Source organism: Thermococcus sp. 5-4 (assembly GCF_002197185.1).
Classification (GTDB): Archaea; Methanobacteriota_B; Thermococci; order Thermococcales; family Thermococcaceae; genus Thermococcus; species Thermococcus radiotolerans.
Map to the genome: position 1 here is coordinate 1038757 of NZ_CP021848.1, position 25133 is coordinate 1063889.

General features: G+C 56.0%; 31 protein-coding genes. 12 read left to right on the forward strand and 19 right to left on the reverse strand.

Going from position 1 to position 25133, the window contains the following annotated elements:
- Positions 1-81: 81 nt before the first annotated feature.
- Both CDI07_RS05715 and nth read left to right on the forward strand, forming a co-directional pair.
- A complete protein-coding gene (locus tag CDI07_RS05715; protein ID WP_088180694.1) occupies positions 82-513 on the forward strand; it encodes an ATPase in 432 nt (143 codons plus the stop codon).
- A complete protein-coding gene (gene nth, locus CDI07_RS05720; protein ID WP_088180695.1) occupies positions 479-1219 on the forward strand; it encodes an endonuclease III in 741 nt (246 codons plus the stop codon). The genes CDI07_RS05715 and nth overlap by 35 nt, the downstream gene beginning before the upstream one ends.
- On the opposite strand, the gene CDI07_RS05725 is transcribed toward nth, so the two are convergent.
- The 3 genes from CDI07_RS05725 to CDI07_RS05735 are packed head-to-tail and all read right to left on the reverse strand — an operon-like array spanning position 1201 to position 3163.
- Complete coding sequence (locus tag CDI07_RS05725; RefSeq protein ID WP_145954982.1) at positions 1201-1935, reverse strand: hypothetical protein; 735 nt, start codon at positions 1933-1935, stop codon at positions 1201-1203. The genes nth and CDI07_RS05725 overlap by 19 nt on opposite strands.
- Positions 1936-1983: 48 nt before the next feature.
- Positions 1984-2562, reverse strand: coding sequence for a potassium channel family protein (locus CDI07_RS05730; RefSeq protein ID WP_088180697.1), 579 nt, complete (start codon positions 2560-2562; stop codon positions 1984-1986).
- On the reverse strand, positions 2555-3163 hold the full coding sequence (locus CDI07_RS05735; RefSeq protein ID WP_088180698.1) for a potassium channel family protein: 609 nt from the start codon (positions 3161-3163) through the stop codon (positions 2555-2557). Before CDI07_RS05735 ends, CDI07_RS05730 begins: the two co-directional genes overlap by 8 nt.
- Positions 3164-3273: 110 nt before the next feature.
- Between CDI07_RS05735 and CDI07_RS05740 the strand changes: the two genes are divergently transcribed.
- The 4 genes from CDI07_RS05740 to CDI07_RS05755 all read left to right on the forward strand — a co-directional run bounded on the left by CDI07_RS05740 (position 3274) and on the right by CDI07_RS05755 (position 7545).
- Entirely contained in the window at positions 3274-4467 is a 1194-nt protein-coding gene (locus CDI07_RS05740; RefSeq protein WP_088180699.1) for a magnesium transporter, read from the forward strand.
- Positions 4468-5235: a sugar phosphate isomerase/epimerase gene (locus CDI07_RS05745; protein ID WP_088180700.1), complete on the forward strand. Its 768-nt coding sequence runs from the start codon at positions 4468-4470 to the stop codon at positions 5233-5235. It begins immediately after the preceding gene.
- A gap of 103 nt (positions 5236-5338) precedes the next feature.
- Positions 5339-6757: an acetate--CoA ligase family protein gene (locus CDI07_RS05750; protein WP_088180701.1), complete on the forward strand. Its 1419-nt coding sequence runs from the start codon at positions 5339-5341 to the stop codon at positions 6755-6757.
- 26 nt (positions 6758-6783) lie between these two features.
- Complete coding sequence (locus CDI07_RS05755; protein ID WP_088180702.1) at positions 6784-7545, forward strand: acetate--CoA ligase family protein; 762 nt, start codon at positions 6784-6786, stop codon at positions 7543-7545.
- Between the two features lie 14 nt (positions 7546-7559).
- Here CDI07_RS05755 and CDI07_RS05760 read toward each other — a convergent pair whose 3' ends face one another.
- The 5 genes from CDI07_RS05760 to CDI07_RS05780 form a co-directional block, all read right to left on the reverse strand.
- Positions 7560-8678, reverse strand: a complete 1119-nt coding sequence (locus tag CDI07_RS05760) for an MFS transporter (RefSeq protein WP_088180703.1) — start codon at positions 8676-8678, stop codon at positions 7560-7562.
- A 17-nt stretch (positions 8679-8695) separates the two neighbouring features.
- On the reverse strand, positions 8696-9382 hold the full coding sequence (locus CDI07_RS05765; protein ID WP_168169241.1) for a DUF257 family protein: 687 nt from the start codon (positions 9380-9382) through the stop codon (positions 8696-8698).
- On the reverse strand, positions 9369-10067 hold the full coding sequence (locus CDI07_RS05770) for a DUF257 family protein (RefSeq protein ID WP_088180705.1): 699 nt from the start codon (positions 10065-10067) through the stop codon (positions 9369-9371). Before CDI07_RS05770 ends, CDI07_RS05765 begins: the two co-directional genes overlap by 14 nt.
- Positions 10068-10164: 97 nt before the next feature.
- Positions 10165-10509 carry a hypothetical protein gene (locus CDI07_RS05775; protein ID WP_088180706.1) on the reverse strand — a complete coding sequence of 115 codons (345 nt, stop codon included), beginning with the start codon at positions 10507-10509 and terminating at the stop codon, positions 10165-10167.
- A complete protein-coding gene (locus tag CDI07_RS05780) occupies positions 10506-11324 on the reverse strand; it encodes a cysteine synthase family protein (protein ID WP_088180707.1) in 819 nt (272 codons plus the stop codon). The genes CDI07_RS05775 and CDI07_RS05780 overlap by 4 nt, the downstream gene beginning before the upstream one ends.
- 282 nt (positions 11325-11606) lie before the next feature.
- Between CDI07_RS05780 and CDI07_RS05785 the strand changes: the two genes are divergently transcribed.
- Entirely contained in the window at positions 11607-12470 is an 864-nt protein-coding gene (locus CDI07_RS05785) for a hypothetical protein (protein ID WP_145954983.1), read from the forward strand.
- A 41-nt stretch (positions 12471-12511) separates the two neighbouring features.
- Here CDI07_RS05785 and CDI07_RS05790 read toward each other — a convergent pair whose 3' ends face one another.
- The 7 genes from CDI07_RS05790 to CDI07_RS05820 are packed head-to-tail and all read right to left on the reverse strand — an operon-like array spanning position 12512 to position 16838.
- Complete coding sequence (locus tag CDI07_RS05790) at positions 12512-13102, reverse strand: hypothetical protein (protein ID WP_088180709.1); 591 nt, start codon at positions 13100-13102, stop codon at positions 12512-12514.
- A gap of 42 nt (positions 13103-13144) precedes the next feature.
- Positions 13145-13795 (reverse strand): nucleotidyltransferase, encoded by a 651-nt coding sequence (locus CDI07_RS05795; protein ID WP_088180710.1) that lies wholly within the window; start codon positions 13793-13795, stop codon positions 13145-13147.
- Positions 13761-14105 carry a hypothetical protein gene (locus tag CDI07_RS05800; RefSeq protein ID WP_226996540.1) on the reverse strand — a complete coding sequence of 115 codons (345 nt, stop codon included), beginning with the start codon at positions 14103-14105 and terminating at the stop codon, positions 13761-13763. Before CDI07_RS05800 ends, CDI07_RS05795 begins: the two co-directional genes overlap by 35 nt.
- A gap of 30 nt (positions 14106-14135) precedes the next feature.
- Positions 14136-14705: a DUF998 domain-containing protein gene (locus tag CDI07_RS05805; protein WP_088180712.1), complete on the reverse strand. Its 570-nt coding sequence runs from the start codon at positions 14703-14705 to the stop codon at positions 14136-14138.
- Positions 14706-14714: 9 nt separating this feature from the next.
- The gene (thiI, locus tag CDI07_RS05810; protein ID WP_088180713.1) at positions 14715-15857 is read right to left on the reverse strand and encodes a tRNA uracil 4-sulfurtransferase ThiI; all 1143 of its coding nucleotides are present in this window, start codon (positions 15855-15857) and stop codon (positions 14715-14717) included.
- Between the two features lie 4 nt (positions 15858-15861).
- Entirely contained in the window at positions 15862-16188 is a 327-nt protein-coding gene (locus CDI07_RS05815) for a hypothetical protein (protein WP_088180714.1), read from the reverse strand.
- Between the two features lie 41 nt (positions 16189-16229).
- Positions 16230-16838, reverse strand: coding sequence for a nitroreductase family protein (locus CDI07_RS05820; RefSeq protein ID WP_088180715.1), 609 nt, complete (start codon positions 16836-16838; stop codon positions 16230-16232).
- 95 nt (positions 16839-16933) lie between these two features.
- Between CDI07_RS05820 and CDI07_RS05825 the strand changes: the two genes are divergently transcribed.
- Entirely contained in the window at positions 16934-17647 is a 714-nt protein-coding gene (locus CDI07_RS05825) for an aspartate/glutamate racemase family protein (RefSeq protein WP_088180716.1), read from the forward strand.
- Positions 17648-17736: 89 nt separating this feature from the next.
- The gene (gene pfkC, locus CDI07_RS05830) at positions 17737-19116 is read left to right on the forward strand and encodes an ADP-specific phosphofructokinase (RefSeq protein ID WP_193432401.1); all 1380 of its coding nucleotides are present in this window, start codon (positions 17737-17739) and stop codon (positions 19114-19116) included.
- Between the two features lie 36 nt (positions 19117-19152).
- Here the strand turns inward: pfkC and xerA are convergent, their stop codons facing one another.
- Entirely contained in the window at positions 19153-19995 is an 843-nt protein-coding gene (xerA, locus tag CDI07_RS05835) for a site-specific tyrosine recombinase/integron integrase (RefSeq protein ID WP_088180717.1), read from the reverse strand.
- A gap of 1 nt (position 19996) precedes the next feature.
- Positions 19997-20896 carry a toprim domain-containing protein gene (locus CDI07_RS05840; protein WP_088180718.1) on the reverse strand — a complete coding sequence of 300 codons (900 nt, stop codon included), beginning with the start codon at positions 20894-20896 and terminating at the stop codon, positions 19997-19999.
- Between the two features lie 98 nt (positions 20897-20994).
- Between CDI07_RS05840 and CDI07_RS05845 the strand changes: the two genes are divergently transcribed.
- Positions 20995-22233: a glycosyltransferase family 2 protein gene (locus CDI07_RS05845; RefSeq protein ID WP_088180719.1), complete on the forward strand. Its 1239-nt coding sequence runs from the start codon at positions 20995-20997 to the stop codon at positions 22231-22233.
- Here the strand turns inward: CDI07_RS05845 and sfsA are convergent.
- Positions 22230-22937 carry a DNA/RNA nuclease SfsA gene (sfsA, locus tag CDI07_RS05850; protein ID WP_088180720.1) on the reverse strand — a complete coding sequence of 236 codons (708 nt, stop codon included), beginning with the start codon at positions 22935-22937 and terminating at the stop codon, positions 22230-22232. The two genes, CDI07_RS05845 and sfsA, sit on opposite strands and share 4 nt — an antisense overlap.
- Positions 22938-23004: 67 nt before the next feature.
- On the opposite strand from sfsA, the gene CDI07_RS05855 reads away from it, so the two are divergent.
- Complete coding sequence (locus tag CDI07_RS05855) at positions 23005-23616, forward strand: hypothetical protein (RefSeq protein ID WP_088180721.1); 612 nt, start codon at positions 23005-23007, stop codon at positions 23614-23616.
- 72 nt (positions 23617-23688) lie between these two features.
- The gene (locus CDI07_RS05860) at positions 23689-24735 is read left to right on the forward strand and encodes a M42 family metallopeptidase (protein WP_088180722.1); all 1047 of its coding nucleotides are present in this window, start codon (positions 23689-23691) and stop codon (positions 24733-24735) included.
- Here the strand turns inward: CDI07_RS05860 and CDI07_RS10200 are convergent.
- The gene (locus CDI07_RS10200) at positions 24698-25096 is read right to left on the reverse strand and encodes a hypothetical protein (protein WP_193432402.1); all 399 of its coding nucleotides are present in this window, start codon (positions 25094-25096) and stop codon (positions 24698-24700) included. The genes CDI07_RS05860 and CDI07_RS10200 overlap by 38 nt on opposite strands.
- Positions 25097-25133: the final 37 nt, after the last annotated feature.

A 25133-nucleotide genomic window follows, 5' to 3' on the forward strand; every position in this document is an offset into this window, starting at 1 on the left:
ATATCGAACGATATATTGCTTAAAAAGATTGCGGTAGGGAACGCTTATTACCCTACTCCTCGAGGATTCAGTGGTGATACCATGAGGGCCGTTCTAAAGCCCCTATTCGAGGCCGAACTGCCGGCGGATTTCAGCGAGGTCATAAAGGGCAAGCTCATGGGAGAGGAACTCAGAACTGGAGAGGAAATTGAAGTCGAGCTCCTCGGGAAGTCCCTCCGCTTCAAGGTCGTCCTGGCGGAGCCCTCGCCGCTGAAGGTGAACAGGAGTACTAGGATAGAGTTCTCGCGGGGCGAGGTTGAAGTCGTTGATTTTGAGTTCGATGAATCCGTGAGGGATGTAATCCCCTTTGAAAAGGGGTTCGTCGTCACCTTCGAGAAAAAGGTTCTGATTCTGAACCAGGATGGGCAAAAGATTTATAGCGATGAGTTCGAGGAACTTAACGGAGTTAGGGTCTCCAAAGGGACAGTGGTGATAATCCATGGCGGAAGCAAAATCAGGCTCGTTAAGCCTTGAAAAGTTCACCTTCGATGAGAGCTGGGAGGAGAAGAGAAAGCGTGCGGAGAGAATCGTCAAGATTCTGATGGAGACGCACCCCAGGGAGAAGCTCCTCATCGGCGACCCCTACAGAACGCTGATACACTGCATAATCTCACAGCGTATGAGGGACGAGGTAACATACAAGGTCTGGGAGAGGCTGTTTGAGAAATACGGAGACATCCACAGGATAGCCAGCACGCCGGTCGAGGAGATGCAGGAGTTTTTGAGAAAGAACGGGGTCGGCCTCTGGAAGACCAAGGGCGAGTGGATTGTGAGGGCGTCGCAAATAATCCTCGAAAAGTACGGCGGAAGGGTTCCAGACGACATTAGGGAGCTAATGAATCTCCCAGGAATCGGAAGGAAGTGCGCCAACATAGTCCTGGCCTACGGCTTCGGCAGGCAGGCGATACCCGTTGACACCCACGTGAACAGGATAAGCAAGCGCCTCGGCCTGGCCCCACCGAGGGTTCCGCCCGAGAAGGTTGAGGAGTACCTCGCGGAGCTGATCCCCTACGAGAAGTGGATATACGTGAACCACGCGATGGTGGACCACGGAAAGAGAATATGCAACCCGATAAGGCCGAAGTGTAACGAGTGTCCGCTGAGGGAGCTGTGTCCCTACGCGAAGGGCCTGGTGACCGATGCGGACATAAAGGGGAAGGCTCAGGGTTCGCACTCGTAGGGACAGTTCTCGAGTCCGTACAGACGGTAAACGGCGGGTATCTCTATCTCAATCTTTCTCTTCTCCGATTTAAAGAAGCCGGTTCTCACGAGGTACTCGACTTCTATCCTGAACCGCATCCTCGCCTCGATAGTGGCTATCTCCCCACCCTTTCTGATGTCGAGAGGAATAACTGGTGTTAGGTCAAGGGGCTCGCCCCACGTTGGTTTCAATGCCTCAGCCCTGATGGCCTGCCATATTTCGAGACCGGGCACATGGGCCTCGGTTACCTCAAAATTACCGTCAGGGGTTTTGAAGTACATGACCCCCACCTGTTTGGGAAATATGGGGTCAACGGAGACGTTGCTCACGTTCTCCGCCACAAAGAGAACCCGCCTTATCGCGATCGAATCGTTCATTGGTCTGAGACGGAGGACGAACTCACCGGATATCGGAAAATCGTCACAGCCCGCATTCCTCATAGCCGATGGGGAGTAGGAGAACCAGATGAAAAGGTCGCTCCGGTTCCTGAAGGAGTAGAAGCCCACCAACTTCTCTCGGCCCAGGATGCAGGAGAGGTTGCTCGCGTTGATGTCAAAACTCCAAGTGTCCAGTGTGGCGTCACTTATCCGGCCAGAGGAGGAAACAGTCCTACCATGGAGCCAGGATGTCGAATACGCCAGCAACACAAGTACCAGCAGTCCAAGCAGGAACGCTTTGTCCCTTCGCGTCGGCATCGAAATTAAAACCACATAAGATGATAAAAAGTTTTCGAATGAGGAAAGTCATTCCTCCTCTTCCACTTCCTCACCGGCGAGCTTCCTCAGCTTGTCGAGGTCGGAGCCAACCGCTATGAGAACGTCGCCCTCCCTGATGACGTCGTCCCTTCCGGGGTTGTAGATGTACCTGCTCCCGCGCTTTATGGCGAGTATCCTCGTGCCTATCTTGCTGGGGAGCTTGAGCTGGGCGAGGGTCTTTCCATGGAGAACGGAGCCCTCGTGAACCGTTACCCTTCCGAGTTCCTCCTCAGTGTCCTCCATTATCCTCCTGATTATCGGGTGAGGCTCGACGTCCCTCAGCACGAGGTCGGAAATCTTATAGGCGGCATCGCTTATCTGCTCGTTTATGTCCGCCATGTCTATGACGCTGAGGAGCTTGAGGGGGTCGTCCTCCCTCTTGGCCATCAGGAGGGCCAGCTTCTTGACCTTGAGGGTCAGCTCGTCCATGCGCTCCTCGAGGAGGTAGACCTCCTCAGCTATGTCCTCGCTGTTGTACATGACCGAGGAGAACGCCAGATCGACCATGAGCGATGACAGGTCCTTCATCTCTATGAGGCAGTTCCTAATCTCCTCAAGCTCATTCATTGCCCATCACCTTGATGTTGCCCCTGGCTATCTCCTTGAGGTAGTCTATGGAAGTGTTCGTGCCCCTTCCGATGAGTATGTCCCCAGGGAATATCTTGAAGTCCCCGTCGGGGTCAAAAATCCAGCGCTTGCCCCTTCTAACGGCCACTATCCAGACGCCGGTGTTCGTGGCCACGTCCAGCTCCTCCAGGGTTTTGCCCACGAGTATTGAATCCGCGGAGACGTAGATTTTACCTATTATCTCCTCGCTGCCCAGTATCGCCTCGGTTATGACTGGGTGGAGCTCGACTCCCTCCAGGACCATCTTCGCCAGATCGGCCGCGGCGTTGGACATGTCGTCTATGGCGTGCGCCATGTGGAGGATGGACGTTATCTGCTCCGCCTCCTTGGGGCTTCTCGCGGCCAGAACCGCGTGAACCATCAGGTGGTAGTTGAGCAGGTCGAGGTACTCCTCAAGCTCGAGTACCTCCTCGGCCATTTCCTCCTCGTTGAAGAGTATCGAGGAGTAGGCCAGGTCAACCATCAGCTCTGCGGTGTTTTTCATTTCAACGAAGATGTCCTTAACGTTCCTTGGAACCTCGATTTCGTCCCACTCTTCCACCCGGCTCTCACCGATGTGGGGAAGGAGGGGAAATCTTATTTAGTTTTCGCCTTCGAAAAGTTTAATACCCGCAAAGGTCAACGTCTACGGGGTGAGGGCGATGGAGAGTGATGGCAGTGATCGGCGGAGAGGCCAGGAGGGAGCTGAAGGAAAAGGTCAAGGAAGCCTACAGGGTTACGCTACCGTCCCTGTTCACCTCGCAGATATTCGGCCTATTCGGCGGTACGTTTCTAGGTAAGTACTTCGAGACGATAAGAACCCAATTCCCCGGCCTTCTGGTGGTTCTGCCGGGTATAATGGGACTCCGCGGGAACGTCTTCGGTTCCATGGCATCGCGCTTCTCCACGATGCTCTACCTCGGTGACCTCGAGCCCTCGGTGAGGGATAAGAAGGTCCTCAAGGAGATAGTCCTCAGAATGCTCATCTCGCTCATTCCGATAGTCATGCTGTGGGCCATAGGCGTTGCCACCGGGGTGAAGAAGAACGCCTTCGACGTCCTCCTCATAGTCGTTACATCGACGATACTCGTGTCCTTCATCCTCGGCTACTTCACATCCTTCGTCACGATATTCTCCTTCAGGCGCGGCACCGACCCGGACAGCGTTGCGGCACCGCTGGTCGCCTCCATGGGCGATTTCCTGACGGTTCCCTCGCTGGTGCTGTTCATACTCCTCATAGAGCGCTCACCGGAGGGATTCAGGCTCTTCAACTACGCGGTGCTGGCTCTCTTTGCGGTCGTGGCGGCTGTAAGCAGGGTCCGGAAGGCGGAGTTCGTTGAGCTCCGGCAGGTCTTCATAACTATAACCGGGCTGGCGCTCCTCTCGACGATATCAGGTTCAATACTCGCCAGGTTCAGCGGGATAATCCAGGCGTCGGTCATACTGAGCTTCATCTACCCCTCGCTCCTCAGCAGCTTCGGAAACTACGGCTCCATAATAGCCGCGAAAACCTCGACGAAGCTCCACCTCGGTGAGATAGAGAGCTTCATCTGCTGGAAGCCCCTCACAGACATCCTGGCCCTATTCACGACGGCGCCGGTCATCGGAACGACGAAGCTCCTCATAGGCATCGCCCTTGTGAAGCTGACGACAGGGATGACGGTTCCGAGCTCCGCGTGGATAATAGTCCTCACGTACCCGTTCATGGTCCTGTTCATCATGCTCTACTCCTACACGGTCTCCTACTTCCTCTTCCAGAAGAACATAGACCCCGACCACGTGGCGATACCGCTTATATCCAACAACAGCGATATATTCGGCACGATTTACGTCGTGCTCATGGCTAAGCTGATGGTGGGTGGTTGAATGATAGGTCTCTCCATGACGGCCTATTCCGGAAGGGACCTCTCCGGGCTGGAGGGGTGGGTCCGGAGGGCGAGAAAGCTGGGCTTTGATTTCGTCGAGATTCTGAGCGAATGGCCCCACTACCTGACGAGGGACAACTACCGTCTCTTCGCCGAGGTTTTTGACGGCTGGGGGATGAAGAGAACAGTCCATGCACCCTTCAGCGACGTCAACATAGGCTCCTTCAACGACAGGCTACGGAGGGCGTCGCTGGAGGTAATCCGTGAGGCCATCGAACTGGCGGCCGAGCTCGATGCACTCTCCGTCACGATACATCCCGGGCACTGCTCGCCGATCAGCGTGAAGAACAGGAGGAAGTACATGGAGATACACCGGGAATCCCTGAGGAAAATCTCCGAATGGGGGCTCGAGTACGGGATAAAGATCGGCGTCGAGAACATGCCGCGCTTCGTAATCCTCGATGCCCAGACGTGCGAGAGGCTGTGGGAGATACTCGGGGACGTCGAGATAGGGGTAACCTTCGACGTTGGGCACCTGAACACGACAACCGGAAAGTTCGAGCGCTTCCTGGAGGTTCTCGGGGACAGGATAGTTCACGTTCACCTCCACGACAACCGAGGCGAGAGGGACGAACACCTCGCCCTGGGTGACGGCACGGTTCCCTGGGTCAGGGTGCTGCCAAAGCTCCCGAGGGTGACGTGGGCCCTCGAAGTCAACGACATCGAATCTGCCAGGAGAAGCCTCGAATTTTTGAAAAGCCTGCATTAATGGACGTTTCAGTTCATTGGCGTCCAATTTTTACAAAACGCAACTCTTTTATACATTTAAAATGAAGTTCTTGCGAGAAGCAGTTTCTGGCGGAGGGATACCAATGGTGGAAAAGATAGTTGAGGAAATGAGGCCCTTCTTCGACCCGAAGGCGGTCGCTATCATCGGCGCAACCAACAAGAAGGGTAAAGTTGGAAACGTCATTTTTGAGAACTTCAAGATGAACAAGGAGCGCGGAATCTTCAAGGGCAACATATACCCCGTGAACCCCAAGCTCGACGAGATAGAGGGTTACAAGGTCTACAAGAGCGTCGAGGAGCTTCCGGAGGACACGGACCTGGCGGTCATTTCGATTCCGGCCCCGTTCGTCCCGGACACCATGAGGGGCGTGGCTAAGAAGGGAATAAAGTCAGTTATCATCATCACCGGCGGCTTCGGTGAGCTCGGTGAGGAAGGAAAGAAGCTGGAGCGCGAGATCCTTGAGATAGCCAGGGAGAACGGGATAAGGGTCATCGGCCCGAACTGTGTCGGCGTCTACGTCCCGGACACCGGCGTTGACACCGTTTTCCTGCCGGAGAGCAAGATGGACAGGCCGAAGAGCGGACCGATAGCCTTCGTCAGCCAGAGCGGTGCCTTCGCCGCTGCGATGCTCGACTGGGCAGCGATGGCTGGAATAGGAATCGGCAAGATGGTCAGCTACGGCAACAAGCTCGACGTCGACGACGCCGACCTTATGGACTACTTCATCCACGACGATGGCATAAACGTCGTCACCTTCTACATCGAAGGCGTCAAGGACGGTAGGAAGTTCATAGAGGCCGCCAAGCGCATTACGAAAGTCAAGCCGGTCATAGCCCTCAAGAGCGGAAGGACCGAGTACGGCGCCAAGGCCGCCTCAAGCCATACCGGTTCGCTCGCCGGTGCCGACACGATTTACGATGCCGTCTTCAAGCAGACCGGTGTCATCCGCGCCGAGGACTTCGAGCACATGTTCGACCTCGCGAAGGCCTTTGCCGCGCTCAAGGACAAGCTCCCGAAGGGCGACAGGATAGGAATAATCACCGACGGCGGTGGAGCCGGCGTTATGGCCAGCGATGCGGTAGCGAAGTTCGGCCTCAAAATGGCCGACCTCAGCGAGGAGACCCTCAGGTACCTGAAGGAGAACTTCCCACCGCACGCAGTGGCAGGAAACCCGACCGACGTCGTCGGCGACACCGATGCCGAAAGGTACAGAATCGCCATCGAGGGCTTCGTGAACGACCCCAACGTTGACGCAATACTCGTCATAGTACTCTTCCAGGTCCCGCTCCTCGAGGAGGAGAAGATAATCGACATCCTTGCCGAGTACCAGAAGAAGAGCGACAAGCCGATAGTTGCCGTTGCCATGGGCGGTAAGAAGACCGACCACTACGCCAGAATCCTCGAGGACAAGGGAGTTCCCGTTTACCCGACTCCCGAGAGGGGTGTCCGCGCCCTGGCGGGCCTTGTTAAGTACGCTGAATACCTCAGGAGGGGGGCCTGACCCCCCAATCTTCCGGTGGTGGTATCATGAAGGAGGAAGCCCTTAAAGTTATTGAAGAGGTTTTGAAGTCCGGAAGGACTTCGCTCGTTGAGTACGAGGCAAAGCAGGTTCTCAAAGCCTACGGCCTCCCGGTTCCGGAGGAAAAGCTCGCCAAGACCCTTGACGAGGCACTCAAGTACGCCGAGGAAATCGGCTATCCCGTTGCCATGAAGCTGATGTCCCCGCAGATTCTCCACAAGAGCGACGCGAAAGTCGTACTTCTCAACATCAAGACCCCCGAGGAGCTGAAGGAGAAGTGGGAAGTCATCCACGAGAACGCGCGCAAATACCGCCCGGACGCTGAAATCCTGGGCGTTCTCATAGCCCCGATGCTCAAGGTCGGAAGGGAGATCATCATAGGCGTCACCGAAGACCCGCAGTTCGGCCACGCCCTCATGTTCGGACTCGGCGGAATCTTCGTCGAGGTTCTCAAGGACGTCACCTTCCGCATAATCCCAATAACCGAGCGCGACGCCAGGAAGATGATCCAGGAGATAAAGAGCTACCCGATTCTTGCAGGAGCTCGTGGAGAGGAGCCCGCTGATATAGACGCCATAGTGGAGCTTCTCCTCAAGGTCAGCGAGCTCGTGGACGACCTCGACGAGTACATCAAGGAGATGGACCTCAACCCGGTCTTCGTCTACGAGAAGGGCAAGGGTGCCGTCGTCGTTGACGCCAGGATAATCGTCAAGGAGCCGACCGAGAAGAAGGAGGAGATAATCACCGAGTACAGGGAGAGGTGTGCCTGACCCTCATCTTTTTTTCAAGTTTTCCTTCTCGAGTGGGCGAGGAGAAACACTCCCAGCGACAGGATTCCGAATATCCCTATGAATGTAAAACCGCTTCTAAGGCCGAGGAACCCTATCAAAACAGGCCCCAGAGCCTGACCTATGTCCTTTATGCTCTCCAGGAAACCCAGCGCGGTTCCACGGAGCTTTGAGACTTCTGTAGCCAGGGGTTTCGTCGAGGCCTCGCTTATCGAGGCGCCCACCGAGAAGACCACCGCACCCAGAACCACCAGCGGAAGGGAGTCGGAGAGGGCAAACGCAAACATCGCCAGGCCAACCATTGTCATGCCCACCACTATCGGCTTCGTTCTGCCAATCCTGTCGCTGAGGTAACCCGCGTAGGGCTTAACGACCGCCATTATGGCGATTTCCACCGTCAGTATCAGCCCGGAGAGCCAGGCCTTGTCCTGGAGGTAGTAGAAGAGGGGCAGGAAGGTTTCTATGCCCTGGTAGGCCATGTACACGGCCGCATCTAGCAGGCCGATCAGGAGGAGCTCCCCGCTGAACGTGAACTCGAACCTCTTGAGCTCGCCCCCCGTCTCGGGGAACCTGAAGGTGAGGGCAAAAACCACCAGCCCAGTCAGCGAACAGAGAACGAAGACCACGGAAAATCCAAGGAAGTATATGATGCTTCCCGCGAGGACAGGGGCAAGGGCGCGGCCGACGAGGGTTGATGAGCTTAGGAAACCCATGAAAGTGCCCTTCCTGTCCGGATAGAGATCGCTGACCAAAGCGAAGGACACCGGGACGAAGATGGCCGTCGCAACGCCGTAGTAAACCCTGACGAGGGCGAGGCTCAACGCGTCACCCGCGAGAAAGTACAGCAGCGGGGCGCTGAGAAAAACGAAGCCGCTCATCTTCAGGAGCCTCTTCCTCCCGTAAACATCGCTGAGAAGGCCTGACGCGAAGTTTATGAAGATGCCCGTCACCGTCGATGCGGCAGCGACGAGGCCGATTTCCCCCTTTCCGAGCCCTATGCTCTGGGCGTAGAGGGGAAGCGTGGGGGACTTGCTCATGGTGGAGCCTAGGATCGCGAAGAATCCCGCGATAAGGATGAGGTAGAGGGCCTTGGAGCCGGTTCTCAATCCCCGCATCCCCAGTAGCTGAGACACTATTTACCGCCGCTCTTCCCCTTGAGGTACTCCACGAGTTCACTGGCGCTGACCGAGAACTCGGAGCCGTAACGCTCAAGGGCGGGCGACTTAACCACGCGGAGCACGAGCCGGCCGTCCCTGAAGCTGAGCTCGAAAACCCTGCTGGCCAGCTCCCTCACGTCCTCCAGAACGCTCTCGGGGAGCATCTCCCTGTTGACGAACGCCATCATAATCACGTCCTCCGAACCAATGGATGATGCCATGCACATGCGGCACACTGAAGCTGGAGGGATGTCTGTCTTGACCGTTATGAGCTTCTCAAGTCCCAGCGTCACCACGAGCTTCAGCCCGCGGAAGGTCTCGAGGGCTTCCAGGTACTCCCGATGCCATACCGAGGCCGCCTTGAGCACGCTTATTCTCCTGATTACGTTGCCAGTATGGAGAACGCCCCCGAATTTAATCACGGGTATCTCGTCTATCCAGCCGGTGTCAACCCCTATTATCGAGAGATGGGCCCGTATAACGTGGAGCTGGTCGAAGATATCGTTGACTATGATGTGTCTCTCCCCGTCGATGTCGAGGAGGGCTATGGATGCCGCGAGGTGAACCGGGGCGAGGGAATCGTACTCCACAACAACGACCTCTCCTGGCTGAAGGAGCCCGATGCTCTCAATGGTCTCTTCCACGGCTTTATTCGCCGTCATTCTCGCCACCTCCCATGGTGCCGGGCTCAAACACCACTTCGGTACCGTATTCATCGAAGTAAATCGACTTGACGACCTCCACCACGAACCGCCCGTCCTCGACCCGGGTTCTTAGGACACGGGTGGAAATCTCCTCGGCCTCCTTAATGCTTGGCCCTTCCACGCGCTTCATGTTGATGAAGACGAGACCCCTGCTTCCGGGGTTTCCAATCATTGGCCTTATGATGCTGGCAAAGAATTCCTCGCGTCTCATCGGGTCGTTCTCCAGCTGCTGGAGAAGCTCCGTGGCCCCGATCACGATCCTGATTAAAGACTCCCTGCCCATCTCCTCACCGATGCTCTCAAGGAGCTCCATGAAGCGCCTCTTCAGTATCGGGAGCTCCGTAACCTCGTCAATCTTTGCCAGGACCCTGCCGGTGTCCAGCCTTCCGCCGATCTTTATCACTGGGGCACCATCGATTGGGGACGTATCGAGGTCCGCGAACCTGAGCTGGGCCCTCACGACGTGCAGCCCGTCGAGCACGTCCACTATCACGTAGGGAAGGCCGTTGTGCCTCGCGTATTTGAGAACCTCGTAGAGAAGCAGGTAAACTGGTTCCTTGGATGTGTACTCCACGAGAACCAGCTCACCGGGTCTGATGGTCTCGGCGTATCCAAAAACGGTTTTCTCAAGATTCTCTCCCATGGTGTCCACCCCCTGATATAAAGTTTTTCATTAAATTCTTAAAACGGTTCCGTAAACCGCACCAAGAACCGCAAAACCGGTTCGAGAGACGACCCATTCACTCCTCGGTACCCGTCTCCGGGCCCTCTTCGGCCTCCTCTTCCTGCACCACCACCTTGATGTAGCTCAGGATGTCGTGGATTATGAAGAAGCTTATCGCCACCTCAACCAGGGCCATGGGGTTGCCGGCTATCAGGAACAGCAGGGAGAAGAAAAATGTCACACCGGCGTATACGAGGGCTACCTTGATTGCGGTCTTGTTTTCAATCCCCACGCCGTATCCGAGCCCCATGTTGAATATCGCGAAGGTAAGGTAGATCGGTGAGGCTAGGTAGTATGCGTAGTAGAGGAGCAGAAAACCGCTGAGAAAAAGGAGAGACGAGGCAACCCTCAGACGCTTCATGGCATCCCCAAATGGTTTTCAAAGACCTCCACGTATTTAAACCCATCGTCCGGAAAGATGAGGACGTAGGTTTTCTCGCCGAGTTCTCCGGCGATCTTCTCATAGGCCCTGAAAACGGCACCGGAGCTGAGACCTACGAGAAGACCGTCGCTCCTGGCAACGCGGATTGCCCCCTCGATGGCCTCCCTCCTCGTTATCTCCAAGACCCTGTCTATCTCGACCTGGAAGTACCATTTGGGCCTCGTTTCAAGCCTCTTGATGCCGGGTATCTTCTCGCCCTTCGCCGGAACGACGCCGATAACCCGCGTGTCGTAGCGCTCCTTGAGGTAACTCGCTATGCCCCCTATGTGTCCGGAGGTTCCTATACCTGCTATGAGCACGTCGGGCTTCCTGCCGATGCTCCTCAGCTGCTCGTCTATCTCCCCCGCGGTAAAGCGGTAGTGTGCCTCGAAGTTGTCGTCGTTCTCGAACTGGTTGAGGTTAGCGGCACTGGCTTTCCTGGCCTCCTCGATGACGTACTGCACCATCGTCTGGTCTATCGTCTCGAAGTCCGTCATAACGACCTCCGCGCCCAGAACCTTCAGGAGAACCTGCGTCGCTCTGGGCGTTGGTCTCGGCAGATATGCCCTAAACTTCACCCCGAGAACGTTGCCCAGCGCCGCCATGGCGATTCCGACGTTGCCTGATGTGGCCTCGAAAAGAGCGGTGCCGTTGATGTCCCCGCGCTCCAGGGCCTTCATAAGCATGTTAAAAACAGCCCTGTCCTTTATGCTCCTGCTGAACGGGTTAAAGAACTCTAGCTTGGCAAAATACATCCCCCCTCTCGGCTGAGAGTTTAACCAGGGGGGTCGGCTTGTACTTCTCGAACAGTTCGAGGGTGCTGTTAAACACGTTCATTTGCCATCACCGAAAACGGGTGAGAAGAGGGCTTTAAAAACTTTCCTAAAACGAACAGTTATGGACAGAATTGGGTAATCTACGGTGGTGGCTTTAATAACTCGAGAGCGAAATTTTCATATACGACATTGGAATAAATATTCCCTAGAAAACCGTGGAGGACCAACATAATGGGATCCAAAAAGGTGCTCATTGTAACCTTGGTCGTACTGGCGGTCGTCTTAATCCTCCCAAAAGGACTCATCGTTCCAACTGATGCCCAAGAGGTGTCCTTCGAGAGTAGCACATCGAAAACGACCTGTCCATTCACAATTCGCACTTCTTTCATTTTTGATAACTTTACCTATGTTTTTAACATCATCGCGAACAACACAGCGGTCTTTAATTTCTCCCTTGAGGGACTGGATAAGGGATACCTATGTACCTCACGGGGGATTCTCCTCTACGCATATTTCGTTCAGGACAGCAAATCTTCGATGGTTTTCCTCGACTACAACCTCAGCGAAAAATGGAGACGAGAACTTCCAGCGTATCCGGTCAAATATACAAATGAAGGGTTAATCCTCGTGAAAAACCCGGTCTTCGGTTCTTCCGGAAGCTCATGCGTTTACATTCTAAACATCTCGACCGGCAGGCTTTCCGGATGGTTCTGCCCGAATGTGCTTGGCGGCCATGTCTCGGACGTTAAACTCACCGATGGAAGAATATACGTCACCATTGGAGAGCCAAGAAGACCCCCACTAGAGACCCATGCCTTGATCTACATGAAGGAAGGCGAGAAGGTCAAGAAAGCGGAGATCACCAGCATTCCAGGAGAGGGTGTAGGTATCAGACTTCTCATAGACGCCAACGAAAGGTATGTGGCCGTTGCTTACTTCTTAGCAAACGAGAGGGAAGAGGAGAAGAACGGAGTCTGTGTGTTTAGAACAGAAAACCTGAAGAAAATCGCGTGCAAGGAATTCGGCGACGGTGAGAGACCACTAAAAGTTAAACTCAAAGGGAACATAGTTTACGTCCAGACTACCAAAGGGGTAAAGGCCTACAAGATAATCAGCCTGTGGTGACCAGTGGCGTTTCAATATCCCTCATGAAATGAACGGGATATTCAAAGCACCCCCTCCCTCACGAGCCTCTCCTTTATCCTCTCGAACTCACCGAGGGAGCCCCTGACAACGGGATACCTCGGAACGAAGGGGCACGGCTCCTCCTGCTCGATGCTTATCTCAAACGTCCCTATCGCATTGGCGATTCTGACTATCTCCTCCTTGTCAAGGCCTATGAGCGGCCGCAGAATCGGAAGGTCGCTCGCGGTGCTTATGATGAGCAGGTTGTCGAGGGTCTGGCTTGCCACCTGGCCGAGGCTGTCTCCCGTGATTATCGCCTTTGCCCCAATCTGATGCCCCACCCTGCAGGCCTTCCTCAGCATCGTCCACTTGCAGAAAAGGCACGTCCACTTCCCCTTTCCAATCTCGGCCAGCTTCGAGAAAACCGGCGCCTGTTCCTCGTAGGCGTCGACTACGACAGGCTCGTTCAGCCTCCCGTACTTCCCAAGAACCTCGCAGAGCTCAAAAACCTTGGACTCCTTCGTGCCGCTCTGCCTGAAGTGAACCGGAGTTACCTCAAAGCCCTTTCTGAGCATGAGGTAGATCGCCACCGGCGAGTCTATGCCCGAGCTTAGGAGCGCCACTGCCCTCATGATTGATGAAAGCGAGGAAGGATATATGAAGCTTTCCACAACTTAAGGTTGAGGTCTCACGATGCCCTCTTCAATCCTCCAGTCCTTTGACTCGTAGAGAGTTCCGAACATCAGATAGAGTTCATAAGGCACCTTCCACATTTTCAGAAACTCTTTGAACCTGTAAGTGGCCTCCACGGGGAGAAGAACAACCCACGGGGCAAGGTAGCGTCCTCCCAGGTCTCTCAACACTCCGGTTTTCCCGTCCCTACCTCGAAGTGCGAAGCTGAACTTGTTCTTCTTGTTTTTTGTCATTCCCCGGACATCGAGGATGAACAGTGCGTATCCCTCGCCATTCATCAGTTCATGAAGGGGACGCCTCCTGATAAGAGAATAGCCAGTGATAATCAGCCCTGGAACGGCGAGGTAGTTTGGGTCCCACACCTGCTCAAGGTTCATCGCCTTAACGTCCAGTCTTTCATGGGGGAACCCCATGTCAATCAGCATCTCCTTGAACTCGAAGGCAAGTTCAAACCTCTCCGACTCAGCTGCCCCGGTGAGAAGTACCATGAAGTCGAAATCGTTTGGGGCTTCTTTCCCCTGGGTCACAGAGCCATAGAGGACCACATCAAAGACCCTCTCGTGCTCCCTCTTGAATTCCTCCGCGGCCTGCTCCAGTTCACTTAGTTCTATCGGTAAGTTTGAGAACCTCATTCCTCAACGCCCCCACCTCGTCCCTCGTGAGCCTCCTCTCGTATGCATCCCTGTAGAAATCAAAGAACTTACTGACGATACGGTACAGATCACGGTAATGAAGCCTCAGAATCGCAAATCGCTCACTGTGATTCTTGGGTTCCAGGTTCAGATCCCGCTTGATGACGTAGTCACATATCCCAACGAGAGCCTTGAAATACAGTATTGACGCGGAGTTATACCTACCCTTCTTGAAAGCGTCTTCTCCAGTTTCTATGTACTCCCGGATGTTCTCCTTCAGGTCATCAAGGTTCACGGGCACATCCTTCACCGTGTAGCCATTCCTACAACATCATAATATTTAAAGGTTCCTGTAGGAATTCCTACGAACCTCCAGCTGGAGCAGGCCGATGTAGGTGAACCACGCAAGTATAGTGGCCGCACCGACCAGCTCCGGAATCGCGAGCCCCTTGAAGACCCTAGCCTTCACGAGGTAGAGCATCAGGGCGAAGGTGAGAACCGCCAGAACGCTCCAGGCGTAGCCGGCTGAAAGTCCCTTCCTCCCGAGCTTTAAGCCGATGATCGTTATATCTGCGAGGGCGAGGACGTAGAAGAAGACCGCCGCCGGGGCGTGTGGCGCGTACTCCTCTGGAAAAACTCCAACTAGGAACAGGAGGACCATCGCGAGGGGCATCAGGTATGACAGACCGTTTCTCAGGGCTCCTATGGCGGCTATGAAACCGAGAGCCGCGAAGACCATCAGGAAGCCGTTGAAGTAGTAGTTCACCGGGTTCCGTACTGAGCCCATGTCGCTCAGGGCGTTTCCCGTGAAGGAGAACCAGGGGTTCTGGCTCAGGACGATGAGCAGCCCCACGATGAAGATGAGGGGAAGAGAGAGGCTAAGGTACGCGCCGACCCTTTCGAAGTCCATGGGAGCACCTCAGCACTGCCTTTTCCGGGGCTCCTCTCCAAAGACCGCCCGGTAGAGCTTCCTGAACTCCTCCCAGGAGCCCCTTATAACGGGATGCTTCGGTATGAACGGAATCTCGTCCTCAGGCAGGGTTGAAAGCTCGAAGGTTCCTATCTCCTTCGCTATCCTGACGATTTCCTCCTTGTCGAGCCCCACGAGAGGACGGTATATCGGTAAATCAGTCGCCTGGCTGACTATGTACATGTTCTCGAGGGTCTGGCTTGCCACTTGTCCGAGGGAATCGCCCATGACGATGCCCTTCGCCCCGAACTCCCGGGCTATTCTATCCGCGTGCCTCACCATCATGTACTTGCAGAAGACGCAGGTGTACTTCTCCTTCTTCATCTCGCGCAACTTTTCAAGGATTCTCTCGCGCTCTTTGGGCTTGACCACTATCAGCTCGCCCTTTCCGCCGTAGCCGTACCGCTTGAGCTGGTTCCATATCTTGCGCACCTTTTCAAGGGTCTTCTCGCCCATGTAGATGTGGACGGGAATGACCTCAACGCCGCGCTTCATCATGAGGAAAGCGGCAACCGGCGAATCTATGCCGCCGCTGAGAAGCGCCACCACCTTGCCCTGGGTGCCGATGGGAAGACCGCCCCAGGCGTAGATTTTGTCAACGAAGACGTAGGCTTTGCCCTCCATCAGCTCGACGCCGACTTCGATGTCGTAGTTGTGAAGATCAACCTCGCTCTCCTCGTTTTCAAGGATGTACTCGCCGACCTTTGCCTGAACCTCTGGGCTCTTGAGGGGGAACTCCTTGGTGATTCTCCTCGCGGTGACGCGGAACTTCGGCCTTTCCAGGCCGAGCTCCCTCTTCTTCCTCCTGAAGAGCTTTAGAGCCGTTCTGTTAATCTTATCCAGCTCGGCGTCGATTTCCATCGCCGGGGAGAGCGACACTATGCCAAAAACCCGTCTGAGAACGTCAACGGCATCTCCAGCTTTATTCGTCTTCACGAGAATCCTTCCGTGCTTCGCCTCGACCTTTTTGAACTCGATCCCCTCGCTCACCAAGGCCTCGCGGATGTTGTTCATGAGTATGCTCTCGAACCATCTCCTGGTCTGCCTGGATTTCGTTCCTATCTCTCCGTATCTGACTATGACGACGTTCATGCTCTCACCCCAGTGCGTGCGGGAACTTGATGACTATCTCCACGTACTTCTGGATGACGACGTAGAGAACAACCGATATCAGGTAGGACGAGAGAAGGATGAGCTCGTTCATCTCGAATATGTGCGCGGCTATGGCCTTGGCCCTCGGCGTGGCATCGACTATGGCGTGCATGTACTTCCCCTTGAGCCAGTGGTTTATCTGAATCGCCACGACGAGGAGCAGAACCCCGACTAGGCCCCACATCTTGCCCAGGGCCAGCATGAGGAAGAGCGTCGATGCCACTATTATCCAGCCGCCGATGACGCCGAGCAGTATCACGAACTCTATCATCCTTCCACCAGTTGGAGTTGAGGGGGAGGGAATAAAAACGTTTAGATGAAGACCAGCACCTCATTGAGGGTCTTTCTCCTCTTCCTTGGTTTAACTTCCCCCTTGGGATAACCAACCGGGATGACTCCAACGAGGTAGTGGTTCTCGTCGAGGCCCGCGAGCTCCCGAACCTCCTCGTCTATCCCCGGAAAATTCGTAACGCCGATGTAGACCGTTCCGAGGCCGAGCTCAACGGCCTTGAGCATGAGGTTCTGAATCGCCATCGCCGCGCTCTCGACGCTCCAAATGAACTCGGGCTCATCGAATTCCTCACCTGGGAGGAATCGAACGCGCCTGTCGATGAAGACCGCCACGTAGACCGGTGCACGGTACATACCCTGCTCGTACATGCGCTTTCTGAGCTTCTCTATCTTCTCCTCCGCCAGGTTCACCGCGCGGTAGTATCGAATCATGCCCTCCGCTATGAGGTTGTAGAGCTTCTCCCTTGCGTCTCCACTCCTGAAGACCACGAACTTCCAGTTCTCCAAGCCGCTCGCGGTAGGTGCCCTTATCGCCGCCTCGATCAGCGCCCTCACGTCCTCCTCAGAAACGTCCCTCTCCTCGAAATACCGCACGGAGGTTCTCTTCAATATCGCATCATCAAGCTCCACGTTACCACCCATGGAACTTTCTCGCCGGCCTTAATCAGCCTTTCCAAAACCAAAGGTTTAAGAGAATCCCAGCGTAACACCGCAGAGGTGAAAGCATGTACGGATGGAGAGGTAGGCTCGGGCTTATAGTTCCCTCATCAAACACCACCATGGAGATGGAGCTTCACGAGGCCCTTCCCGATGGGGTCTCGCTCCACACCGCGAGGGTTCCGCTGAGGAACGTCACCGAGGAGGAGCTCGTCAAGATGAACACCCTCGCCGTTGAGGCGGCAAGGCTTCTGCGCGATGCCAGCGTGGAGATGATTCTATACGGCTGCACCAGCGGGTCGTTCATCGGCGGGAAGGATTACGAGAAGGAGCTTGAGTCCCAGATAGAGGAAGAAGTAAACGTCCCCGTTGTTAGCACGAGCACGGCCGTCGTCGAGGCCCTCAAGATGCTCGATGCGAGGGATGTGCTGGTCATAACCCCCTACACGGACGAGATAAACGCCCGCGAGAGGGAGTTCCTGGAGGCGAACGAGTTCAACGTACTCGACATAAGGGGGCTTGGAATAGAGGACAACACCAAGATCGGAAAGCTCGAACCCTACGAGGCATACCGCCTTGCCAAGGCGAGCTTCATGGACGAGGCCGACGCGATCTTCATCAGCTGCACGAACCTGCGGACATTCGAGATAATCGAGCCCCTCGAGGAAGATCTTGGCATTCCGGTCGTCACGAGCAACCAGGCATCGCTGTGGCTCGCTTTGAGAGAAATGGACATCATGGAGAGAATCCCCTGGCTTGGAAGGCTTTTCACCGAGTTCTGAGCCTTCAACATTTTTCCCTCCACCGCTTCCGAAACCCTTTTAAGAATTCACCCGAATTTCTTAGACGTTAGTCACTGAGGGTGATACAAATGGGGCTCCTCGAGGAGGCCATGGGACTTTCGATCTACACCGCCTACAACACGAACGTCGATGCGATAACCTTTCTGAACGGGGAGATTGTGCAGGCACTCATAGAGGAATTTGGGGCCGAAACGGTCAGGAAAAGGATGGACGATTACCCCAGGGAGATAAACGAGCCCCTCGACTTCGTCGCGAGGCTGGTCCACGCCCTCAAAACCGGGAAGCCCATGGCAGTCCCCCTCGTCAACGAGGAGCTCCACACGTGGTTCGATTCTCACTTCAAATACGACGTTGAGAGGATGGGCGGCCAGGCCGGAATCATAGCCAACCTACTCGCGAACCTTGATTTCAGGCGGGTGATAGTCTACACCCCCCACCTCGCTAGGAAGCAGGCAGAGATGTTCGTGGACAAGCCCAACCTCTTCTATCCGGTCATCGAGGATGGCAGGTTGGCCTTCAAACACCCACGCGAGGCCTACAGGGAGGGTGACCCTATAAAAGTGAACCGCATCTTCGAGTTCCGCGCCGGAACGACCTTCAGGCTTGGCGATGAGACGATACGGGTTCCCTTCTCGGGCAGGTTTATCGTCTCGGCCCGCTTCGAGAGCATAAGGATCTACACCGAGCCCGAGCTGAAGAGGTTCTTACCTGAGATAGGCCTCCAGGTTGACGGGGCCATCCTGTCGGGCTACCAGGGGATAAAGCTCCGCTATTCGGACGGCAAGGACGCGAACCACTACCTAAGGGAGGCCAAAAAGGACATACTCCTGCTCAAGCGGGAGAAGGACGTTAGGGTTCATCTGGAGTTCGCCTCGATACAGAACCGCGAGCTCAGAAAGAAGGTCATCTACAACCTCTTCCCGCTGGTGGACAGCGTCGGCATGGACGAGGCCGAGATAGCCCACGTCCTCAACGCCCTTGGCTACTCCAAGCTCGCGGAGAGAATATTCACCTACAACCGCATAGAGGACACCGTCTTGGGCGGCAAAATCCTCGTTGACGAGATGAACCTCGAGGTGCTCCAGATACACACGATTTACTACATCATGTACATCACCCACTCGGACAATCCGCTGAGCGAGGAGGAGCTGAGGAGCAGCCTTGAGCTCGCAACAACCCTGGCCGCGGCGAGGGCTTCCCTCGGGGACATAAAGAGCCCCGAAGACATAAAAGTCGGCACGAGGGTTCCATACAACGAGTACGGCGAGTTCGTGAAGCTCCGCTTTGAGGAGGCGAAGAGGCGCCTGAGGACCAGGGAGTACAAGGTCGTTATAATCCCGACGAGGCTCGTCAGAAATCCCGTCTCAACCGTCGGCCTGGGCGATACAATCTCCGCTGGGGCATTCACGAGCTACCTTGCGATGCTGAGGAAGAAGGGGGAGCTTTGAACGTTCAATTTTTGGTACGGTAGGGTACGCCGTTTTCTACTCCATCAGCCCCTCTATCAGCCTCGCCTTCTCCTGGGCCTTCCTGAGGTGCTCGACGGTGACCTTGGTGTAGATCTGCGTCGTTGAGAGGTTCGAGTGGCCGAGGAGTTCCTGGATGGCCCTTATGTCAACGCCGTTTTCGAGCATGTGAGTGGCGAAGCTGTGGCGGAGCATGTGGGGTGTAACCTTGACCCCCGCACGTTCCCCGTATTTCTTGAGGAGATACCAGACGGTCTTGGGCGATACCTTGTCCTTTTCTCTGCGCCCCTCCTCGACGATGAGGTACTCACTGTCGTCATCGCGGGTCTCGAGGTAGGACTTGATCTCCTCCAGAAGGAATCCTGGAATGGGCACGACGCGATCCTTGGCCCCTTTACCGCCGCGGACGACTATCAGCGAGCGCTCGAAGTCAACGTCGGACTTCTTCAGGTTGCACAGCTCGCTTACCCGAAGACCGGCACCGTAGAGGAGGAGAAATATCAGCCTGTCGCGCCTTCTCGTTGGTGGTATCACCGAGAGCAGCTTTCTAACTTCCTCGCGGGTTAGAGCCTTCGGCAGGCTCCTGGGAACCTTCGGGGGCTTGAGCTTCTCAGCCTCCTCGTCGTAGCCCTCGAAGCGGAAGTAGGAGCGCAGCGCCTGGACCACGAGGTTGAGGCTCTTGTTGGAGTAACCCTGCCGGCGCAATTTCGCGAGAAAACGGAGGGCGGAGCGGGAGTTGAGCTTTCCGCCCCACTCGAGGTAGCGCCCCACGTAGTAGGAGTACATCCTAATCGTGTTCGGGCTCTTCCCCTCGAGGTCGAGGTAGGTCTCGTACTCCTCCAGCGTCTCTTTGAGTTCCATATCACAGCCCCTTCAGGAGTCCCTCGATGTCGTCGGGCTTTACCTCGGCGTTCTCAACGACCGCCGGCTCGCTCCGGGGTTCGGGCTCCTGGGGCTTTGGCGGCTCCTCAACCGGCGGCTTGGGCGGCTTAGGGGGCTCCTCCTTTATACTCAGGCTGAGGTAAACCGTCCTGAGGAGCTCGTCCACGAGCCCCTTGTCCTCGGCGAAGATGTAGCCCTGCCCGACTATCACCTTACCCGCTAGACCTAGCTTCTCGACGGCCTTTCCGATGTACGCCTCGTCCGGAACCGGCTCGGCGGGGAAGAGGGACTTCCATGCCTCGTCAACGCGGTAAATGTTCTTGGCGCTCTCAAGGAGTGCCTTAAGTCCTTCGTTCTCCTCCTTGAGCCTCGCGTTCTCCTCCTTCAGCTCCTCAAAGGCCTTTGTGATCGCCTCATACTCCTCCCTGAGCTTCCTGTACTCCTCGCCCAGGCCGTCGTAGCGGCCCTTGAGGTCGAGGAGCTGGTTCCTGAGCGCCATGTACTCCGGGAGTATCTGAAGGCTCTTGAGGCCGGCGCGGACGAGGGTGTTCTTGAGCTCCTTCCGGACGAGTTCAACGTCAACGTGCTCCAGATCGTGACCGAGGGGGAGCTTCATCCTTTCAACGTGGCCGACCATCTCCCCCAGCTCGCTGAAGAGCCTCTCGGCCAGGTCCCTCCCGACCCGGTCGGCGTCGGTCGCTATGATGAGAAGGTCCGCCCCGGCGGCTGCGCTCTTAGCTATCTCGACGTTCGTCGTCGGGATTATCGAGGATATCGTTATGTTGTACTCGCTTCCCAAAGCGAGACCCTGAAGGGCTTTGCTTACGACCTCCACGTCGCTCGCACCCTCAACCAGAATTCTAACATCGACTATGGCCATTCACACCACCTAATTCTCTCTCCCACTCCGGGTTTAAAACGCTTCCGCGTGGAAGTCATGCTTATAAGGCCAAGGGACATAGAAACATGGAGGGGAGTATGGAGGCGTTAGCCGAGGTCGTTGACATCGTAGTGGCGGTCCTCCACTTCATCTGGCTGTTTTCGGCCGCAGTTATCTATCCCGTGTTCTTCTACTACATAGCATTGACGATAGCGGGTTTGAGGTACAACTCCAAGTTCAAGGAGCCCGCGATTCCGGGTGAGCTCCCCTCCGTCACCATCCTCATCCCCGCTAGGAACGAGGCTGTGGTTATAAGGGACACGCTCCTGGCGATGGCAAACCTCGACTATCCCAAGGATAAACTGGAGGTTCTCCTCCTGGACGACGGCTCCACGGACGACACGGTGAGGATAGCCGAGGAAGTCGCTAGGGAGTACCCGTTCATCAGGGTAGTCCGCGTTGAGGGCGGCGGCAGGGGGAAGAGCTACGTCCTGAACTACGGCCTAAGGCTGGCCAGGGGAGAGGTTATAGCGGTCTACGACGCGGACAACAGACCCGAGCCCGGGGCGCTCAAGGGTCTGGTGGCGATGCTGAGCGATGAGACGCCGGCGGTGGCCGGAAAGGTCCGGACGATAAACTGGAACAGGAACATCCTCACGAGGTTCATATGCATGGAGTACCTCTACTTCCAGCTGGCCGGCCAGAGCGGAAAGAGCAAACTCTACAAAACCGCGGTGCTCCCCGGGACGAACTTCGTAATCAGGAGGGACCTGCTCGAAGAGCTCGGAGGCTGGGACGAAGAGGCCCTCGCCGAGGACCTGGAGATGTCCTTCAGGATAATAGCCATGGGCAAGAGGATAGCCTACAATCCACTCGCCGTTACCTGGGAGCAGGAGCCCGAGAGCTGGCGCGTGTGGTTCAGGCAGCGGACGCGCTGGGCGGCCGGAAACGTCTACACCGTGAAGGAGCACATAAAGAGGTTCCGCGAGATTCCAGGCTGGGGCCTGCGCTTTGACCTGCTCCTCACGCTGATGGTGTACTACCTCCTGGCGATAGCCGTCATAGTGGCGGACGTGGCCTTTGTAGCGCTCCTGGCAACCTTCGGAAACGTCACGTGGTTCACGGGGCTCATTCTGAGCTTCGTTTACGTATCCTTCCTGCTGGAGATATTCGCCGGCCTCTACGACGGGAAGATAAGGAGCGTTGGCTGCTGGCTCCTCGCGCCGCTCATGTACTACACCTACTCCCAGATATGGATATTCATTTCGCTGGCCGGCCTGTGGGAGGCGGGAAAGGCCAAGAAGGTGTGGTACAAGACCCCGCGGACGGCGGTTTAGAGCTCGATTTCAAGGCTCGGCCTCTCAAGAACGACCCTTCCATCGGGCAGGAGGGAGATGCCCAGCGCGTGGATTTCAACGCCCACCTTGTCAGCCTCTTTAAGGAGCCTCGCTATCTCAGGGTCGCCCCTCCCGTAGGGGCGGAACCTCTCAACGCCCGGCATCGCACCGATGAAGAAGATCATGGCTTTCTTCCCAGCTTTCGAGAGCTCTATAAGCTCCCTGATGTGCCTCTGCCCCCTGACGCTCGGACAGTCCGGATACATCGCGTACTCCCCTTTTTCACCTCCGCGCAGGACGGCGCTCTTCATCTCTGCGTACACCTCACCCTCGGGGCATTCGAAGAGGTAATCGAGGCGCGATTTGCCAACTTTGATCTCCTTCCGCTTTATCCGGCAACCCCTCAGCCATGGTACCAAACCAAGCCCCACCGCCCGCTCGAAGGCTTTGGCCTGGGTTCGGGTGTCTATCACCGCCCCTTTTCCGCCCAGGTCCTCGAAGGCGACCAGAACGAAGTCCGTCTTTCCACCGGTCTTGGGCGTGCAGAAGGCCTTCCTGCCCGGAACCATGAACTCCTCCAAGCGGCCGGTGTTGGTTACCAAGGCTTTCCTCTCCTTGCCTTCAACATCAACCAGTGCCACGAAGCGGTTGAGCCTTTTGCGGAAGATGCAGGGGACCGCATCGAGCCTCAGCAGGGTCGTCATTTTAAATCCCGAAGGTTCTCCGGGAGAGGGCTTTTAACGATAGCGCCGTATCGGATACGGTGGAAACATGCTCCCAGAGGAGTTCATCAGATACGCGTTCGAGGAGAGGGTTGAGGGGATAAAGCGCCTCCTGAACGGAAAGCTTGGCCCGGAGGTTCTGATAAGCTTCACACGGCACAACGCGGCGATAATCACCTGCGGGCCCGCCGGCGTGAACGGTTCCATTAAAGGCGTGGGCTTCATACACAGAGAGGAACTTCTCGCCGAGACCATCGAAAAGATGAGGGAGGAACTCAGAAGGCCATACAACCCACTAAACGCGGGCAGGTTTCTCCTGGAGGAAATCTACGTGAGGGAAAGGATAGACTTCACGAAACTGGTGTCCCTCGAGCTCGCCAGAAAGCACACCTGGAAAAACCTAACCGAGGGAAGGAAAGAGGCAACGGTACTCTTCTTCACCCCACCCAGCACCTCCTACGAGGTCAGATGCGACGTGGAGGTACACGAAGATGGCCCCGTGTGGGAGTACACCAACGCCCTTCACGACATCTTCCACAGGCCAAAAAAGCCACGGGACTGGAGCAGAACGCCGGCGTATCTCTTCAGGATCCGTGAGATATACGACAACGGCGAGGATAAAATGGGAGTTAAGATTTACCCCCGAGGCAACCGGGTGTGAACCCCACCTAAAACCTTAAATATCCCGGGCATGAGCATTTAGATGGAAATCTAAACGAAAGGGGTGGTTGTGATGGTTGACTACGAGCTTCTCAAAAGGATTATAGAGGCGCCGGGCGTTTCCGGCTACGAGTTCCTCGGCGTCAGGGACGTTGTTATCGAGGCCTTCAAGCCCTACGTCGACGAGATAACCGTCGACAAGCTCGGCAACGTTATCGCCCACAAAAAGGGCAAGGGCCCGAAGGTCATGCTCGCCGGACACATGGACCAGATTGGCCTCATGGTGACCCACATCGAGAAGAACGGATTCCTCCGCGTTGCACCGGTTGGCGGTGTTGACCCGAGAACTCTCATCGCCCAGCGCTTCAAGGTCTGGATCGGTCCGAACGAGTTCGTCTACGGCGTCGGTGGAAGCGTTCCGCCGCACATCCAGAAGCCGGAGCAGAGGAACAAGGCCCCGACCTGGGACCAGGTCTTCATAGACATAGGCGCCGAGAGCAAGGAAGAGGCCGAGGAGATGGGCGTTAGGATAGGCACCGTCATCACCTGGGACGGCAGGCTCGAGAGGCTCGGAAAGCACCGCCTCGTCAGCATAGCCCACGACGACAGGATAGCGGTTTACATCCTCGTCGAGGCCGCGAGACAGCTGGCCGAGACCGACGCAGATGTCTACTTCGTCGCCACCGTCCAGGAGGAGGTCGGCCTCCGCGGTGCGAAGGTCTCGTCCTTCGGCATAGACCCCGACTACGGCTTCGCACTCGATGTCACCATAGCCGCCGACGTTCCCGGAACGCCGGAGCACAAGCAGATAAGCCAGCTCGGAAAGGGCGTCGCGATTAAGATAATGGACCGCTCCGTCATCTGCCACCCGACGATCGTCCGCTGGATGGAGGAGATAGCCAAGAAGCACGAGATTCCCTACCAGTGGGACATCCTCACCGGCGGCGGAACCGACGCGGGAGCGATACACCTCAACAAGGCAGGCGTCCCGAGCGGCGGAATAAGCATTCCAGCGCGCTACATCCACTCCAACACGGAGGTTGTTGACGAGCGCGACGTCGATGCAGCCGTTAAGCTGACCGTCAAGGTTCTTGAGGAGATTCCGGAGCTGAAGCTCTGACCTCTTCCCATTCTTCTTTCTGATCCTCATCGCCCGTAGTCTCGACGCCGTTCTCGGTTTCGTTCGAGTCCGAGTCGGGGAGGTTCTCCTCCTTGAGGGCAACGGGCAGAACCGATTTCAGGGGCACCTTCTTCCTTCCCTCCAGCTCGCGCTCGAATCTGGTCCACTCGTACCAGAAGAACAGCGCCGCAACAATGATTCCAGCCACCAGGAAGGGCAGTTTTGAGGGAAGTGGCAATCCCCGGTGCCAGCCGTGGAGCAGGTAATTCTGATAGAAGAACAGGTACGCGAGCCACGCTATTATAACTGCCTCAATGGAGTATTCAACCAGTCTCTGCTCCTTCTCGTCCACACCCTTCACCTGGGGAAAAGTTAAAAGCGAGCCGTTAAAACTCTTT

Excerpts from the sequence above, each read along its gene's own strand:
- CDI07_RS05715 (WP_088180694.1), top strand. The coding sequence starts at position 82 with ATGAGGGCCGTTCTAAAGCCCCTATTCGAGGCCGAACTGCCGGCGGAT.
- nth (WP_088180695.1), top strand. The coding sequence starts at position 479 with ATGGCGGAAGCAAAATCAGGCTCGTTAAGCCTTGAAAAGTTCACCTTC.
- CDI07_RS05725 (WP_145954982.1), bottom strand. The coding sequence starts at position 1,935 with ATGCCGACGCGAAGGGACAAAGCGTTCCTGCTTGGACTGCTGGTACTT.
- CDI07_RS05730 (WP_088180697.1), bottom strand. The coding sequence starts at position 2,562 with ATGAATGAGCTTGAGGAGATTAGGAACTGCCTCATAGAGATGAAGGAC.
- CDI07_RS05740 (WP_088180699.1), top strand. The coding sequence starts at position 3,274 with ATGGCAGTGATCGGCGGAGAGGCCAGGAGGGAGCTGAAGGAAAAGGTC.
- CDI07_RS05745 (WP_088180700.1), top strand. The coding sequence starts at position 4,468 with ATGATAGGTCTCTCCATGACGGCCTATTCCGGAAGGGACCTCTCCGGG.
- CDI07_RS05750 (WP_088180701.1), top strand. The coding sequence starts at position 5,339 with ATGGTGGAAAAGATAGTTGAGGAAATGAGGCCCTTCTTCGACCCGAAG.
- CDI07_RS05755 (WP_088180702.1), top strand. The coding sequence starts at position 6,784 with ATGAAGGAGGAAGCCCTTAAAGTTATTGAAGAGGTTTTGAAGTCCGGA.
- CDI07_RS05760 (WP_088180703.1), bottom strand. The coding sequence starts at position 8,678 with ATGCGGGGATTGAGAACCGGCTCCAAGGCCCTCTACCTCATCCTTATC.
- CDI07_RS05765 (WP_168169241.1), bottom strand. The coding sequence starts at position 9,382 with ATGACGGCGAATAAAGCCGTGGAAGAGACCATTGAGAGCATCGGGCTC.
- CDI07_RS05770 (WP_088180705.1), bottom strand. The coding sequence starts at position 10,067 with ATGGGAGAGAATCTTGAGAAAACCGTTTTTGGATACGCCGAGACCATC.
- CDI07_RS05775 (WP_088180706.1), bottom strand. The coding sequence starts at position 10,509 with ATGAAGCGTCTGAGGGTTGCCTCGTCTCTCCTTTTTCTCAGCGGTTTT.
- CDI07_RS05780 (WP_088180707.1), bottom strand. The coding sequence starts at position 11,324 with ATGTATTTTGCCAAGCTAGAGTTCTTTAACCCGTTCAGCAGGAGCATA.
- CDI07_RS05790 (WP_088180709.1), bottom strand. The coding sequence starts at position 13,102 with ATGAGGGCAGTGGCGCTCCTAAGCTCGGGCATAGACTCGCCGGTGGCG.
- CDI07_RS05795 (WP_088180710.1), bottom strand. The coding sequence starts at position 13,795 with ATGAGGTTCTCAAACTTACCGATAGAACTAAGTGAACTGGAGCAGGCC.
- CDI07_RS05805 (WP_088180712.1), bottom strand. The coding sequence starts at position 14,705 with ATGGACTTCGAAAGGGTCGGCGCGTACCTTAGCCTCTCTCTTCCCCTC.
- thiI (WP_088180713.1), bottom strand. The coding sequence starts at position 15,857 with ATGAACGTCGTCATAGTCAGATACGGAGAGATAGGAACGAAATCCAGG.
- CDI07_RS05815 (WP_088180714.1), bottom strand. The coding sequence starts at position 16,188 with ATGATAGAGTTCGTGATACTGCTCGGCGTCATCGGCGGCTGGATAATA.
- CDI07_RS05825 (WP_088180716.1), top strand. The coding sequence starts at position 16,934 with ATGTACGGATGGAGAGGTAGGCTCGGGCTTATAGTTCCCTCATCAAAC.
- pfkC (WP_193432401.1), top strand. The coding sequence starts at position 17,737 with ATGGGGCTCCTCGAGGAGGCCATGGGACTTTCGATCTACACCGCCTAC.
- xerA (WP_088180717.1), bottom strand. The coding sequence starts at position 19,995 with ATGGAACTCAAAGAGACGCTGGAGGAGTACGAGACCTACCTCGACCTC.
- CDI07_RS05840 (WP_088180718.1), bottom strand. The coding sequence starts at position 20,896 with ATGGCCATAGTCGATGTTAGAATTCTGGTTGAGGGTGCGAGCGACGTG.
- CDI07_RS05845 (WP_088180719.1), top strand. The coding sequence starts at position 20,995 with ATGGAGGCGTTAGCCGAGGTCGTTGACATCGTAGTGGCGGTCCTCCAC.
- sfsA (WP_088180720.1), bottom strand. The coding sequence starts at position 22,937 with ATGACGACCCTGCTGAGGCTCGATGCGGTCCCCTGCATCTTCCGCAAA.
- CDI07_RS05855 (WP_088180721.1), top strand. The coding sequence starts at position 23,005 with ATGCTCCCAGAGGAGTTCATCAGATACGCGTTCGAGGAGAGGGTTGAG.
- CDI07_RS05860 (WP_088180722.1), top strand. The coding sequence starts at position 23,689 with ATGGTTGACTACGAGCTTCTCAAAAGGATTATAGAGGCGCCGGGCGTT.